The sequence below is a fragment of the Fictibacillus sp. 5RED26 genome (assembly GCF_015903895.1).
Taxonomy (GTDB): domain Bacteria; phylum Bacillota; class Bacilli; order Bacillales; family Fictibacillaceae; genus Fictibacillus; species Fictibacillus phosphorivorans.
In genome coordinates, this window is record NZ_JACZDU010000005.1 from 1 (window position 1) to 13692 (window position 13692).

Sequence of the window (13692 nt, forward strand, 5' to 3'; positions counted from 1 at the left end):
AGCTCTTTAGCGCCGATGGTAGTTGGGGGTTTCCCCCTGTTAGAGTAGGACGTCGCTAGGCAAAGAAGGTGGGACGAACTTTATGTTCGTTCCATCTTTTTTTTGTTTGTTTAGTAAACAATAAATAAAATAGATCAATAAATTTAATTTAGGTACAAAATAGAACTAAGATGGATTGTCGGAATTTAGCGAATGGCCTTTATTTTTGATTTTAGACTTAATGAGGTTCGTCCCGACTTAATTCGCTCTCATTTAGACTTAATTTTTCTTATTTAGACTTAATTAGGGTCAGGAGATACCCAGTGTGGTATTCTCGGAACGCACGCTTAATGCTTCACTCCCCCCTCAAAACCCTCAAAATAGGAAGAAGATGGCCAGAGCCATCTTCCAACACGCGATATTCTTCAGCAAAAAATGATTGCTGATACTCCTAATAGCACACAAACAGCTAAATCAACACCATCAAACCATGAAAAAGGAAGTTTGGTGGCCACCAAACTTTCAATAGAGATATCCGCCAAACTTCCTACTAAACTCCCCTAAAAACATCAACTGCATTTGCATCAATTCTCCAGTTTCCAACTTGTCCAAAAAGTGTTATCCTTAACGAAGTATTTTTCACCTTGGGAGGCTTGCCATCATGTTAGATAATGCGTTCGTCATGGTTGGGATCATTTTATTGATCAATATTGTATATGTATCGTTTTTTACGATCAGGATGATCCTGACGTTGAAAGGACAAAGGTACTTAGCTGCCTTTATTAGTGTGTTTGAGGTCATTATCTATGTGGTGGGCCTCGGGCTGGTTCTTGATAACTTAAATGAGATTCAAAACTTGATTGCGTATGCGGTTGGTTATGGAATTGGTGTTTTAGTAGGAATGAAGATTGAAGAAAAGCTTGCACTTGGATATACTACTGTTAACGTAATCACGACAAATCTCGAAGGCGGCCTGCCGAACGAGCTTCGCAACAAAGGCTATGGAGTTACAAACTGGCTTGCTGAAGGTCGTGAAGGACAGCGTTTGATGATGGAGATCTTAACATCACGTAAATCAGAAATGAACCTATATAATACGGTTAAGGATTTGGATCCGAAGGCGTTTATTATTTCACATGAACCAAAAGCGTTTCATGGTGGATTTTGGGTTAAGGGTATCAGGAGGTAGCAGATGGAGAAGAAACCTTCTAAAAAGAAGTTTGCTGTTGAAGCAGGAGAAACGATCTCTGATTGTTTGGATCGTATGGCCAAAGAGGGCTATACACCAGTACGACGTATGGAGGAACCCGTTTTCCATGAAGTGAAGCGCAACGGCAGAATGGAACCAGAAGTAAAGGAACAACGAATTGTATTTGAAGGTAAACTCCTTCAATAGTGACCAAAACACGAACATTAAATGTAATATACAACTTAATGTTCGATTTTTGTTGACAAAACAACACAATCATTGCTACAATAAAACCAGAAGAATAAAGCCCTCATATAATTTCGGGGATATGGCCCGTAAGTCTCTACCTGATGACCGTTATTTCATCAGACTATGAGGGAAAGCATCTTTCTGTCTATTTTTATCGGATACGTATGTCCAGTTGGCTGCTTTCTCTCATATTAGGGAGAAGCATACTAACTGGACTTTTTTATATTTTCTGACAATAAGGAGGCTACCATGGCTAAAGTTGGCGTGATCATGGGAAGTGTTTCAGATTGGGAAACAATGAAAGAAGCGTGTGACCTATTAGATGAACTAGAAGTAGCTTACGAGAAGAAGGTGGTTTCGGCACACCGTACACCGGACCTCATGTTTCAATACGCAGAAGAAGCAGAGCATAGAGGGATTGAAGTGATCATTGCGGGAGCAGGCGGAGCAGCTCACTTGCCAGGTATGGTCGCAGCAAAAACGATCCTGCCTGTAATCGGTGTTCCGGTTCAATCCAAAGCGCTAAACGGCATGGATTCACTGTTATCCATCGTTCAGATGCCGAAGGGTGTTCCTGTCGCGACAGTTGCGATCGGGAAAGCGGGTGCAGCGAATGCCGGACTTCTAGCCGCACAGATGGTAGCTGTACATGATGAAGGAGTTAAGCAACGTTTAAAACAACGCCGTGCTACAGCACAACAACTGGCGATCGAAAGTAGTGAGCTTCTTGTTTAAGACGATAAGACCACAACAAACACTAGGTATACTTGGCGGAGGTCAGCTTGGCCGCATGATGGCATTGAGCGCTCGTGAGATGGGATTGAACGTTGTTGTTTTAGAGCCAGGTGAAAACTCACCATGCGGGCAAGTTGCGGATCATCAAATTACAACAGCTTATGACGACCGAGCAGGCATCAAGAAATTGGCGGAACAAAGCGATGTCGTCACATACGAGTTTGAAAACATAGATGCAGAGAGTGCGAACTGGTTGGAAGAGAACGCAAACTTACCCCAAGGAAGCCGCCTCTTAGCAGTCACACAGCACCGTTTGAAAGAGAAAGAGACGCTTCAAAAAGCAGGCGTTCCTGTAGCTCCGTATCGTCCTGTGACCGATCTTCGTTCACTACAACTAGCGGTGGCAGAACTGGGTTACCCTTCTGTACTAAAAACGTGCAGAGGCGGATATGACGGGAAAGGGCAGTTTGTGATCAAGCAAGAAAGTGATCTTGAGATTGCAGCAACACTTTTAGAGAAAGAGACAGATTGTGTGCTGGAAGCTTGGGTTGCTTTTGAAAAAGAAATATCTGTAATCATAACGAGAAGTGTGAGCGGTGAGGTTAAATCGTTTCCGATCGCAGAGAATATACACAAAGAGAATATCCTGCATCAAACGATCGCGCCAGCACGCATCACGAACACAACAGCGGATCAAGCAAAGCTCCTAGCGGGGTCAATCGCAACGGAATTAGAGCTTGTTGGTACGCTTGCGGTAGAGATGTTCGTCGCAAAAGACGGTACGATCTATGTGAACGAACTGGCGCCACGCCCGCATAACTCCGGACATTACACGATCGAGGCGTGTGAGACTTCACAGTTCGATCAGCATGTCCGTGCCGTATGCAACTGGCCACTCGGCAATACCGAATTAATAAAACCAGCCGTGATGATCAATATATTAGGTGAACATCATGAGACTGTGTTACGAGAGATAGGAAATCTAGGAGAAGCGAAACTTCATCTGTACGGAAAGAAAGAAGCGAAAGCGAAACGAAAGATGGGGCATATCACGGTTTTAGGTGATACGATTGAACAGGCACTAGAAAAAGCAGAAAAAGTGTCCGCATTATTTTTAAGTGATAACAAAACGGAGGTAACACAATGATTGAACGCTATACACGCCCTGAAATGGGAGCGATCTGGACGGACGAAAACAAATACCAAGCATGGCTTGAAGTAGAGATTCTAGCTTGTGAAGCTTGGGCAGAGCTAGGTGATATTCCAAAAGAAGACGTAAAGAAGCTTCGTGAAAATGCGTCTTTCGATATTAACCGAATTCTAGAGATTGAAGAAGAAACACGTCACGATGTTGTTGCATTTACGCGAGCGGTATCTGAAACGCTTGGCGAAGAGCGCAAATGGGTGCATTACGGACTAACTTCCACAGATGTTGTAGATACAGCTCTTTCCTACCTACTTAAACAAGCAAACGACATCTTAGCGAAAGATCTAGATCGTTTCGTTGAGATTCTTGCAGAAAAAGCAAAAGAACATAAATATACCGTGATGATGGGTCGTACGCACGGAGTGCATGCTGAACCTACAACGTTCGGATTGAAACTTGCTCTTTGGTACGAAGAGATGAAGCGTAACGTTGAACGCTTCAAGCAAGCGTCTGACACGGTTCGTTTCGGTAAAATCTCTGGAGCCGTTGGAACGTATGCGAACATCGACCCATTCGTTGAAAAATATGTCTGTGAAAAGCTTGGACTAGAAGCTTCGCCGATCTCAACACAAACGTTGCAGCGTGACCGTCACGCGCACTACATGTCAACGTTGGCACTTATCGCAACGAGCATCGAGAAGTTCGCAACAGAAGTTCGCGGTCTACAAAAGAGTGAGACGCGTGAAGTAGAAGAGTTCTTTGCAAAAGGTCAAAAAGGATCTTCAGCAATGCCTCATAAACGTAATCCGATCGGATCTGAAAACATGACTGGTCTTGCTCGTGTAATCCGTGGTTACATGATGACAGCATATGAGAACGTATCTCTATGGCATGAGCGTGATATCTCGCATTCATCAGCTGAGCGCGTGATCTTACCAGATGCAACGATCGCATTGAACTACATGCTGAACCGTTTTGGCAACATCATCAAGAACTTAACCGTGTTCCCAGAAAACATGAAACGCAACATGGAGCGCACTTACGGATTGATCTACTCACAGCGCGTTCTTCTAAAATTGATCGATAAAGGAATGGCACGTGAAGAAGCATACGACACAGTGCAGCCAAAAGCGATGCAAGCATGGGAAGAAGGCGTACAGTTCAGAACATTAGTAGAAGCTGAACAAAAAATTACTGAAAAATTAACACCTGAAGAAATCTCTGAATGCTTTGACTACAGTTATCATCTGTCACACGTAGACACAATCTTCGACAGATTAGGGCTTTAAAGGGTTTTATATAAGAAGAATTGCTTTTAAAAATGGTAAGTTTTTAAATCTTTAGCGTTTGCACATCATTGAAAAGTTGATTGAAGTGAAAGATGCGAGACTCCTGCGGGACGAGTGGGCAGGTGAGACACTCAATGGCGCATAGCGGCGAGGGGCTCACCGCACGCCCCGCGGAAAGCGAGTATCTGAAACGGAAATCAACCTCTTTCAAACTACGAAGATTAAACAAGCTTTTTTGCAGTACTTCAACTAAAAAGAGAGTGATTTATTGAGCTCTCTTTCTCTTTGCCTATTTTAAAAGATTGAATATTGGTAATCTTCATATAACGGAGGGGTCACGATGGAGAAGTTAGAGCAGCTATACGAAGGAAAAGCAAAACGCATCTACCGCACAACAGACGAAGAAGTCGTCTGGGTCAGCTACAAAGATTCAGCAACAGCGTTCAACGGCGAGAAAAAAGCCGAGATCGCAGGAAAAGGAAGACTGAACAACGAGATCTCATCCATCCTTTTTGAACTGCTCAAAGAGAAGGGAATTCACTCACACTTCGTAAAACGAGTATCCGAAACCGAACAGCTCGTGAAGAAGGTGACCATCATCCCCTTAGAAGTGGTTGTTCGTAACATCGCGGCTGGATCGTTATCAAAGCGTACCGGTATTCCTGAAGGACAGATCCTTCCACGCACGATCGTCGAATTTTATTATAAAAACGATGACCTTGGCGATCCGCTTATTACGGAAGAACATATCGACATCATGAACTTGGCAACGCGAGAGCAACTCAGCCAAATTTCAGAACAAGCGATTCAGATTAATGAAGTGCTCACGTCTTATTTTGTTCAAAAGAACGTAAAGCTTGTCGACTTTAAGCTAGAGTTCGGAACAGATGCTAACGGAAACCTTATGCTCGCTGATGAAATTTCTCCTGATACTTGCCGTTTATGGGATGCAGAAACGAACGAAAAACTCGATAAAGATGTATTTCGCCGAGGATTAGGAAGTTTAACAGATGCTTATGAAAAAATACTACAACGTCTAGGAGGCCTATCATGTACAAAGTAAAGGTGTATGTAACATTAAGAGAGAGTGTATTGGATCCACAAGGTAAGGCAGTAATGAGCTCGCTTCACAAAATGGGACAGTCAGAGGTTGAAGATGTACGTATTGGTAAGTATCTGGAGTTAACGCTTCAAAAAGGCGATTACGATCTAGATGAGAAAATCGTGAACATGTGCTCGAAACTTTTATCAAATCCGGTGATTGAAGACTACCGCTACGAGGTGGAGGAGGTTGTCGCACAGTGAAGTTTGCTGTAATCGTTTTTCCGGGATCAAACTGTGACACTGACATGTATCATGCTGTAAAAGATGAGCTCGGCGCTGAAGTTGAGTACGTCTGGCATGACGCAACAAACTTAAATCAATTTGACGGTATTTTATTGCCTGGTGGATTCTCTTATGGAGATTATCTACGCTCTGGCGCTATCGCACAATTTTCGAACGTGATGACAGAAGTGGTTAAAGCAGCACGTGAAGGAAAACCGGTTCTTGGTGTTTGTAACGGATTTCAGATTTTACTAGAAACAGGACTTCTGCCAGGAGCGATGCGCCGTAATGAATCATTGAAATTCATCTGCCAGCCAGAAGAGCTAGTCGTTGAGAACACATCGACGATCTTCACGACTCAGTACGAAAAAGGAGAAGTGATCTCCGTTCCAGTCGCACACGGTGAAGGCAACTATTATTGCGATGAAGAGACGCTGCAACAGCTAAAGGCAAACAACCAGATCGTATTCACGTATAGGAACAATCCGAACGGATCAGTTGAAAATATTGCCGGTATCACGAACGAAGAAGGCAACGTGCTAGGTATGATGCCGCATCCGGAACGCGCGGTTGATGAGCTTTTAGGTAGCAAAGATGGTCTTAAATTATTTCAATCTATTGTGAAGAGCTGGAGGGAACGTTATGTCGCTGCAACATGAACCAACAAGTTCACAAATTAAGAAGCAAAAATTATACCGTGAGATGGGTTTAAGTGATTCAGAGTTTGATCTCGTAGAAAAGATTATCGGCAGATCTCCTAACTGGACAGAAACAGGATTGTTCTCTGTTATGTGGAGTGAGCACTGTTCTTATAAAAATTCAAAGCCTGTTCTAAGCAAGTTCCCTACAAAAGGTGAGCGCGTCCTTCAAGGTCCTGGTGAAGGTGCTGGGATCGTGGATATTGGTGACGGTCAAGCGGTTGTTTTCAAGATTGAATCGCATAACCACCCTTCAGCGATCGAGCCTTACCAAGGAGCTGCAACAGGTGTTGGTGGAATCATCCGTGACGTATTCTCAATGGGAGCGCGTCCGATCGCGATGCTGAACTCGCTTCGTTTTGGAGAGCTAGAGTCTCCGCGTGTGAAGTATTTGTTTGAGCAAGTAGTAGCGGGGATCGCAGGTTATGGGAACTGTATCGGAATTCCGACGGTTGGTGGAGAAGTTCAATTCGATCCATCGTACGAAGGCAATCCACTTGTGAACGCGATGTGCGTCGGTTTGATCGACCATAAAGACATTAAAAAGGGTCAAGCGAAGGGTGCAGGAAACTCTGTGATGTACGTTGGGGCGAAAACAGGCCGTGATGGCATCCACGGTGCAACGTTTGCATCGGAAGAGCTTTCTGAAGCGTCAGAAGAAAAGCGTCCAGCCGTTCAAGTCGGCGATCCTTTTATGGAAAAACTCGTTATGGAAGCGTGCCTAGAGCTAATTCACAATTGTGATGCACTTGTTGGGATACAAGATATGGGTGCTGCTGGTCTTACAAGTTCGTCCGCTGAGATGGCAAGTAAAGCGGGCATGGGAATCGAGATGAACCTTGACCTTATTCCACAGCGTGAAACAGGAATGACAGCTTATGAGATGATGCTTTCCGAATCTCAAGAGCGTATGCTGTTAGTTGTTGAAAAAGGCCGTGAGCATGAAGTGGAAAAGATCTTTGCGAAATGGGATCTTGATTGCGTGACGGTTGGAACGGTTATTGAAGAACAAGTACTGCGTCTGACGCATGGAGGTGAGATCGTAGCAGATGTTCCGGTAGATGCTCTTGCAGAAGATGCTCCAGTTTATCATAAGCCATCAAAAGAACCTACTTATTATGGCGAGTTCCAAGCGCAAGCAGACTACTTCCCAGAGATTACTAGCTTCAAATCTACGTTGCTCTCTCTTTTGAAGCAGCCTACGATCGCGAGCAAAGAGTGGGTTTATAACCAATATGACTATATGGTGCGCACAAATACGGTCGTAGCACCTGGATCCGATGCAGCAGTCGTCCGCATCCGTGGAACGAAAAAAGCGCTAGCGATGACAACTGACTGTAACTCTCGCTATCTCTATTTGGATCCAGAAGTAGGTGGCATGATCGCTGTTGCTGAAGCAGCTCGTAATCTCGTATGTTCAGGAGCGCAGCCTCTTGCGGTTACAGATTGCTTAAACTACGGAAATCCTGAAAAGCCAGAGATCTTCTGGCAGTTAGAGAAATCAGCTGACGGTATGAGTGCGGCATGTAACAAACTCGCAACGCCAGTCATCGGCGGTAACGTATCTCTTTACAACGAAACGAACGGTGTAGCCGTTTACCCGACGCCCGTCATCGGTATGGTCGGGCTTATTGAAGACACGAAGCATATCATGACTCAGAGCTTTAAAGAAGCGGGCGACATCATCTATCTAGTTGGTGAAAGCAAAGCTGAATTTGGTGGAAGTGAACTTCAGAAGATGAAAGAAGGACGCATTTTTGGTAAAGCGCCTCACATCGATCTAGAAGTGGAAGAAACAAGACAGCGTGAGCTTTTAGCGGCGATTCAAAAAGGCTTGATCCAATCTGCGCATGACGTTGCAGAAGGCGGACTATCTGTCGCACTTGCTGAGTCTGTGATGGACGGAAAAGTAGGAGCGAGCGTGACGTTAACAGACGAGCCGATCGGAAGTCTTTTCGGAGAATCTCAATCCCGTTTCTTAGTCACAGTAAAACCTGAACATCAAGATGAGTTCCAACAGCTTGTAAAAGACGCAAAAATCATAGGTTTTGTACGTTCTGAGAGCGGTCTAGCGATCGATAATGAGCAGGGTGAAGAGTTGTTATCCTGCACGCTCCAGGAGATGCAAGACGCCTGGAAAGGAGCTATCCCATGCTTGCTGACATCAAAGGCTTAAACGAAGAATGTGGTGTGTTCGGGATCTGGGGTCACCCAGATGCCGCACAACTCACGTATTACGGTCTGCACAGTTTGCAGCACCGCGGACAAGAAGGAGCAGGTATCGTTGTAACAGACGGTGAGCGCCTGAGAACACATAAAGGAAGCGGACTTGTTAACGATGTGTTCAGCAAAGGGGAGCTCGAAGGATTGATCGGACATGGTGCAATCGGCCATGTTCGGTATTCCACGGCAGGAGGTAATGAGCTTGCGAACGTTCAGCCACTCTTGTTCCGTTCCCAAACAAGTTCACTTGCTCTTGCACATAACGGAAATCTTGTAAATGCCAACGCGCTAAAACATCAGCTGGAATCGCAAGGAAGCATTTTTCAAACCACTTCAGATACTGAAGTGCTTGCTCACCTGATCAAGCGCAGCGGTTATTTTACACTAAAAGAAAAAGTACAAAACGCTTTAACAATGCTAAAAGGTGCGTATGCATTCTTAGTGATGACAGAGAACGAGATGATGGTTGCACTCGATCCGAACGGTTTACGCCCATTGTCACTCGGTATGCTTGGTGATGCGTATGTGGTCGCATCTGAAACGTGTGCGTTCGATGTGGTTGGGGCAACGTACGTGCGTGACGTGCAGCCGGGAGAGCTTTTGATCATTAATGAAGACGGACTAAGAGTTGATACGTTCTCGACTTCTGTTCAACGCTCCATGTGCTCGATGGAATATATTTATTTTTCAAGACCTGACAGCAATATCGAAGGAATCAACGTTCATGCGGCTCGTAAAAGTCTTGGGAAAAAGATGTATGAAGAAGCGCCGATTGAAGCGGATGTTGTAACCGGTGTTCCTGATTCTAGTATCTCTGCTGCGATCGGTTATGCAGAAGCATCCGGTATACCATATGAAATCGGTTTGATTAAAAATCGCTATGTCGGTCGTACGTTCATCCAGCCTTCTCAAGAGCTTCGTGAACTAGGTGTGAAGATGAAGCTTTCACCGGTTCGAGGAATCGTGGAAGGTAAGCGTGTTGTGATGGTCGATGACTCAATCGTACGTGGAACAACGAGCCGTCGAATTGTGAAGATGCTGCGTGCTGCGGGCGCTACAGAAGTTCATGTGCGCATAACAGCGCCACCGATCGCGCATCCATGCTATTACGGCATCGATACGTCCGAACGCGCGGAACTGATCGCATCTAAGCATTCGGTTGATGAGATTCGTGAGATTATTGGTGCTGATTCACTATCGTTTATTTCCGTAGAAGGATTGATGGAAGGCATCGGACGTTCGAATGCTGAACCGAACTGCGGACAATGTTTAGCTTGTTTTACAGGACGATATCCAACAGAAATTTATCCAGATACTGTTTTACCATATGAAAAAGAGCTTGTTTAAAGGGGGAGAAGACGATGGCAGAAGCATATAAGCAAGCAGGCGTGAACATCGAAGCAGGATATGAAGCGGTCGATCGTATCAAGAAGCATGCACAGAGAACGAAGCGTCCGGAAGTATTAGCGGGTCTTGGTGGATTTGGGGCGATGTTCGATCTATCCGGATTCTCACATAAAGAACCGGTGCTCATTTCCGGAACAGACGGAGTAGGTACGAAACTGATGCTTGCGTTCATGGCGGATAAGCATGACACGATCGGTGTAGACGCAGTTGCGATGTGTGTAAACGATATCGTAGCGCAAGGTGCTGAGCCGCTTTATTTCCTGGACTATATTGCTTGCGGCACGCTTCACCCTGAAAAGATTGAACAGATCGTTAGTGGGATCGCGGATGGCTGTGAACAAGCGGGATGTGCGCTCATCGGCGGAGAAACGGCTGAGATGCCTGGCATGTACGACAGTGAAGAGTACGATCTTGCTGGGTTCACAGTCGGAATCGCAGAGAAATCAAAGCTGATTAATGGCGCTGCTATCTCTGAAAACGATGTATTGATCGGTCTTGCTTCAAACGGTCTTCATTCCAACGGCTTTTCACTCGTTCGTAAAGTTTTATTAGAAAACGCCGGTCTTGATCTGAATCAACACATTGAAAGCTTATCTAAAACATTAGGTGAAGAGTTGTTAACACCGACTCGCATCTATGTAAAACCGTTGCTTGAAGTGTTCAATCAGTTTGATGTGAACGGTGTTGCTCATATTACAGGCGGCGGTTTCATCGAAAACATTCCACGTATGCTGCCAGAAGGTCTTGCAGCAGAAGTAGATTATGGATCATGGCCGGTACCTGCAATCTTTGATCTGATCGAAGAAAAAGGAAACCTCACACGTAAAGAGATGTTCACAACGTTTAACATGGGAATTGGAATGGTGCTCTCGGTTTCAGAAGAAAATATGCTCCCGATCATCCGCCTTTTAGAAGAAACAGGCGAGAAGCCTTACATCATCGGTCGCGTGAAAAAAGGTGAAGGCGTGATCTTTGGTGGAGGAAACATCGAATGAGAAAAATAGCTGTATTTGCTTCTGGAAGCGGAAGTAACTTTCAAGCCATCGTAGATGCGGTTGAAGCAGGTGAGCTTCAAGCGGATATCGAGCTTTTAGTATGTGATAAACCGGGGGCAAAGGTGATCGATCGTGCGCGCCATTTTGACATTCCAACATACTCGTTCATGCCTCAAACGTTTGCATCAAAAGCTGATTTTGAAAAAGAAATCGTTTCTGAACTTCAATCCTATGGAGTAGAATTTATCGTTCTTGCAGGATATATGAGGTTGGTTGGTGAGGTATTATTAAAAGCGTATGAAGGTCGTATCATCAATATCCACCCATCTTATCTTCCTGCATTTCCGGGCAAAAATGCGGTCGGACAAGCACTGAAAGCAAACGTTGCCGAAACAGGTGTAACGGTTCATTATGTAGACAGTGGAATGGATACAGGACCTATCATCGAACAAGTAAGAATCCCCGTATTGCCAGGCGATACAGAGGATACCCTGCAGCAGCGCATCCAAAAAGCAGAACACCAATTGTACCCAGCTATCATCAACAAACTATTACAAAAAGACACCGTAGGAGGCATCTTACATTGACGATCAAACGTGCACTCATAAGCGTATCAAATAAAGAAGGATTACTTCATTTTGCAGAAAAACTAGCTCAACACGGCGTAGAGATCATCTCTACAGGCGGAACAAAAAAAGCTTTGCAAGACGCAGGAATTCCTGTAATCGGTATCTCTGAAGTGACTGGTTTTCCTGAGATCATGGACGGACGTGTCAAAACGCTACATCCAAAAATTCATGGCGGTTTACTCGCTGTTCGAGATAATGAGACACACCAAAAAGCGATGCAAGAAAATGAAATCTCTCCAATCGATCTTGTAGTCGTAAACCTTTATCCGTTCAAAGAAACGATCGCCAAAGAAGGAACTACATTCGCTGATGCGATCGAAAATATCGATATCGGCGGACCAAGCATGCTTCGTTCAGCAGCAAAGAATCATGCTTACGTAACGGTCGTTGTCGATCCGGCAGACTATGAGACAGTAGCGGGTGAGCTTGATGGTGCAGGAGCGGTGAGTGAAGAGACGCGCCGCAGACTTGCTGCGAAGACGTTCCGTCATACAGCGGCTTATGATGCGTTAATCGCAGAGTATTTAACAGCAGCTGTAGAAGAGGAGCACCCAGAATCCTACACGGTCACATATGAAAAGAAACAGGATCTTCGATACGGTGAGAACCCACATCAAAAAGCCGCGTTTTATTCGACGCCACTGAAGAACACGCTCTCTTTAACAGACGCTGAACAGCTTCACGGAAAAGAGCTTTCGTACAACAACATTAACGATGCTGATGCAGCACTTTCAATCGTAAAAGAGTTCGTTGATCCAGCCGTTGTTGCGGTTAAACACATGAATCCATGTGGAGTAGGTACAGGCTCAACCATTCTTGAAGCATACAACCGTGCATTTGAAGCAGACCCTGTATCGATCTTTGGTGGCATCATCGCTGCTAACACAGAAATAGATGAAGAAACAGCGCAAAAACTGAGTGAGATTTTTCTAGAGATCATCATCGCTCCATCTTTTACAGAAAAAGCACTAGAGATTTTAACGAAAAAGAAAAACATTCGCCTATTAAAGCTAGATTTTACAGAAGGTAAAGGGATCGCAAAAAAAATCACAACCGTTTCTGGCGGAATGCTCGTTCAAGAGGAAGACGTTTACGGTTTGGATGATGCGAACGTGACGATTCCAACAAAGCGCCAGCCGACTGAGCAAGAGTGGAAAGATCTAAAGCTTGCTTGGAAAGTGGTAAAGCACGTGAAATCTAACGCGATTGTCTTAGCGAAAGACGAAATGACAGTAGGCGTTGGTGCAGGTCAGATGAACCGCGTTGGCGCAGCGAAAATCGCGATCGAGCAAGCGGGGAAACGTGCACAAGGTTCTGCTCTAGGATCAGATGCATTCTTCCCGATGGATGACACTGTAGAAGCAGCGGCACGCGCCGGCGTAACAGCGATCATCCAGCCAGGTGGATCGATCAAGGATGAAGATTCGATTAAAAAAGCAGACGAGCACGGGATCACGATGGTGTTTACAGGCGTAAGACACTTTAAGCATTAATTCTTTACTGAAGGTTGTATAGCTGAAAGTAGTTGATTTCCGCTCCAGGTTGCACGCTTTCCATGGAGCGAACGGTGAGCCTCCTGTCTAGTTGCAGTGACTAGCCCCTCGAGGTCAAAAGGTAAACGGTCAAGAAGTCAAAGTGCGCCTTCCAAGCCCATTTCCCTTTTGCTTGTCGGGGCTGAACGAGTCACTTCCACTTTTCGGACTGCCGCTTTGCGCCCTTAGGAGTCTCCAACTGACCGCTCAAAGATTGTCTCTCTGCTCCTGCGTCTACAAGTTTATGCTAACGAAGTGAACTTCCTCGTCGCATGCCTTGCAAGAAGCTCATCA

13 protein-coding genes and 1 riboswitch are annotated in these 13692 nt (G+C 45.1%); all 13 genes read left to right on the plus strand.

Translation table 11 applies throughout. The features are described from left to right. The first annotated feature begins 640 nt into the window (after window positions 1–640). Window positions 641–1168, plus strand: a complete 528-nt coding sequence (locus IHV10_RS16855; RefSeq protein WP_066390813.1) for a DUF2179 domain-containing protein — start codon at window positions 641–643, stop codon at window positions 1166–1168. Between the two features lie 3 nt (window positions 1169–1171). Next, window positions 1172–1375 carry an NETI motif-containing protein gene (locus tag IHV10_RS16860; protein ID WP_197132199.1) on the plus strand — a complete coding sequence of 68 codons (204 nt, stop codon included), beginning with the start codon at window positions 1172–1174 and terminating at the stop codon, window positions 1373–1375. Window positions 1376–1458: 83 nt separating this feature from the next. Continuing rightward, window positions 1459–1561: riboswitch (purine riboswitch) on the plus strand. 105 nt (window positions 1562–1666) lie between these two features. Next, window positions 1667–2152, plus strand: coding sequence for a 5-(carboxyamino)imidazole ribonucleotide mutase (purE, locus tag IHV10_RS16865; RefSeq protein WP_066390815.1), 486 nt, complete (start codon window positions 1667–1669; stop codon window positions 2150–2152). Then, on the plus strand, window positions 2145–3299 hold the full coding sequence (purK, locus tag IHV10_RS16870; protein ID WP_197132201.1) for a 5-(carboxyamino)imidazole ribonucleotide synthase: 1155 nt from the start codon (window positions 2145–2147) through the stop codon (window positions 3297–3299). Before purE ends, purK begins: the two co-directional genes overlap by 8 nt. Next, window positions 3296–4588 carry an adenylosuccinate lyase gene (purB, locus tag IHV10_RS16875; RefSeq protein WP_066390818.1) on the plus strand — a complete coding sequence of 431 codons (1293 nt, stop codon included), beginning with the start codon at window positions 3296–3298 and terminating at the stop codon, window positions 4586–4588. Before purK ends, purB begins: the two co-directional genes overlap by 4 nt. Before the next feature lie 340 nt (window positions 4589–4928). Beyond that, window positions 4929–5651: a phosphoribosylaminoimidazolesuccinocarboxamide synthase gene (purC, locus tag IHV10_RS16880; RefSeq protein ID WP_197132203.1), complete on the plus strand. Its 723-nt coding sequence runs from the start codon at window positions 4929–4931 to the stop codon at window positions 5649–5651. Then, window positions 5639–5893, plus strand: a complete 255-nt coding sequence (gene purS, locus IHV10_RS16885) for a phosphoribosylformylglycinamidine synthase subunit PurS (RefSeq protein ID WP_137791366.1) — start codon at window positions 5639–5641, stop codon at window positions 5891–5893. Before purC ends, purS begins: the two co-directional genes overlap by 13 nt. Next, complete coding sequence (gene purQ, locus IHV10_RS16890) at window positions 5890–6573, plus strand: phosphoribosylformylglycinamidine synthase subunit PurQ (RefSeq protein WP_197132205.1); 684 nt, start codon at window positions 5890–5892, stop codon at window positions 6571–6573. Before purS ends, purQ begins: the two co-directional genes overlap by 4 nt. Next, complete coding sequence (gene purL, locus IHV10_RS16895) at window positions 6557–8788, plus strand: phosphoribosylformylglycinamidine synthase subunit PurL (protein ID WP_197132207.1); 2232 nt, start codon at window positions 6557–6559, stop codon at window positions 8786–8788. The genes purQ and purL overlap by 17 nt, the downstream gene beginning before the upstream one ends. After that, entirely contained in the window at window positions 8764–10182 is a 1419-nt protein-coding gene (purF, locus tag IHV10_RS16900) for an amidophosphoribosyltransferase (protein ID WP_137791368.1), read from the plus strand. Before purL ends, purF begins: the two co-directional genes overlap by 25 nt. A gap of 14 nt (window positions 10183–10196) precedes the next feature. Then, window positions 10197–11237 carry a phosphoribosylformylglycinamidine cyclo-ligase gene (gene purM / locus IHV10_RS16905; RefSeq protein ID WP_197132210.1) on the plus strand — a complete coding sequence of 347 codons (1041 nt, stop codon included), beginning with the start codon at window positions 10197–10199 and terminating at the stop codon, window positions 11235–11237. Then, window positions 11234–11824 carry a phosphoribosylglycinamide formyltransferase gene (gene purN, locus IHV10_RS16910; RefSeq protein WP_197132213.1) on the plus strand — a complete coding sequence of 197 codons (591 nt, stop codon included), beginning with the start codon at window positions 11234–11236 and terminating at the stop codon, window positions 11822–11824. The genes purM and purN overlap by 4 nt, the downstream gene beginning before the upstream one ends. After that, the gene (gene purH / locus IHV10_RS16915) at window positions 11821–13359 is read left to right on the plus strand and encodes a bifunctional phosphoribosylaminoimidazolecarboxamide formyltransferase/IMP cyclohydrolase (RefSeq protein ID WP_197132216.1); all 1539 of its coding nucleotides are present in this window, start codon (window positions 11821–11823) and stop codon (window positions 13357–13359) included. The genes purN and purH overlap by 4 nt, the downstream gene beginning before the upstream one ends. Window positions 13360–13692: the final 333 nt, after the last annotated feature.

What these genes read in the sequence shown, in the direction of transcription:
- purE (WP_066390815.1), top strand. Translation starts at nt 1,667, where the DNA reads ATGGCTAAAGTTGGCGTGATCATGGGAAGTGTTTCAGATTGGGAAACA.
- IHV10_RS16860 (WP_197132199.1), top strand. Translation starts at nt 1,172, where the DNA reads ATGGAGAAGAAACCTTCTAAAAAGAAGTTTGCTGTTGAAGCAGGAGAA.
- purB (WP_066390818.1), top strand. Translation starts at nt 3,296, where the DNA reads ATGATTGAACGCTATACACGCCCTGAAATGGGAGCGATCTGGACGGAC.
- purC (WP_197132203.1), top strand. Translation starts at nt 4,929, where the DNA reads ATGGAGAAGTTAGAGCAGCTATACGAAGGAAAAGCAAAACGCATCTAC.
- purL (WP_197132207.1), top strand. Translation starts at nt 6,557, where the DNA reads ATGTCGCTGCAACATGAACCAACAAGTTCACAAATTAAGAAGCAAAAA.
- purN (WP_197132213.1), top strand. Translation starts at nt 11,234, where the DNA reads ATGAGAAAAATAGCTGTATTTGCTTCTGGAAGCGGAAGTAACTTTCAA.
- purS (WP_137791366.1), top strand. Translation starts at nt 5,639, where the DNA reads ATGTACAAAGTAAAGGTGTATGTAACATTAAGAGAGAGTGTATTGGAT.
- purM (WP_197132210.1), top strand. Translation starts at nt 10,197, where the DNA reads ATGGCAGAAGCATATAAGCAAGCAGGCGTGAACATCGAAGCAGGATAT.
- IHV10_RS16855 (WP_066390813.1), top strand. Translation starts at nt 641, where the DNA reads ATGTTAGATAATGCGTTCGTCATGGTTGGGATCATTTTATTGATCAAT.
- purF (WP_137791368.1), top strand. Translation starts at nt 8,764, where the DNA reads ATGCTTGCTGACATCAAAGGCTTAAACGAAGAATGTGGTGTGTTCGGG.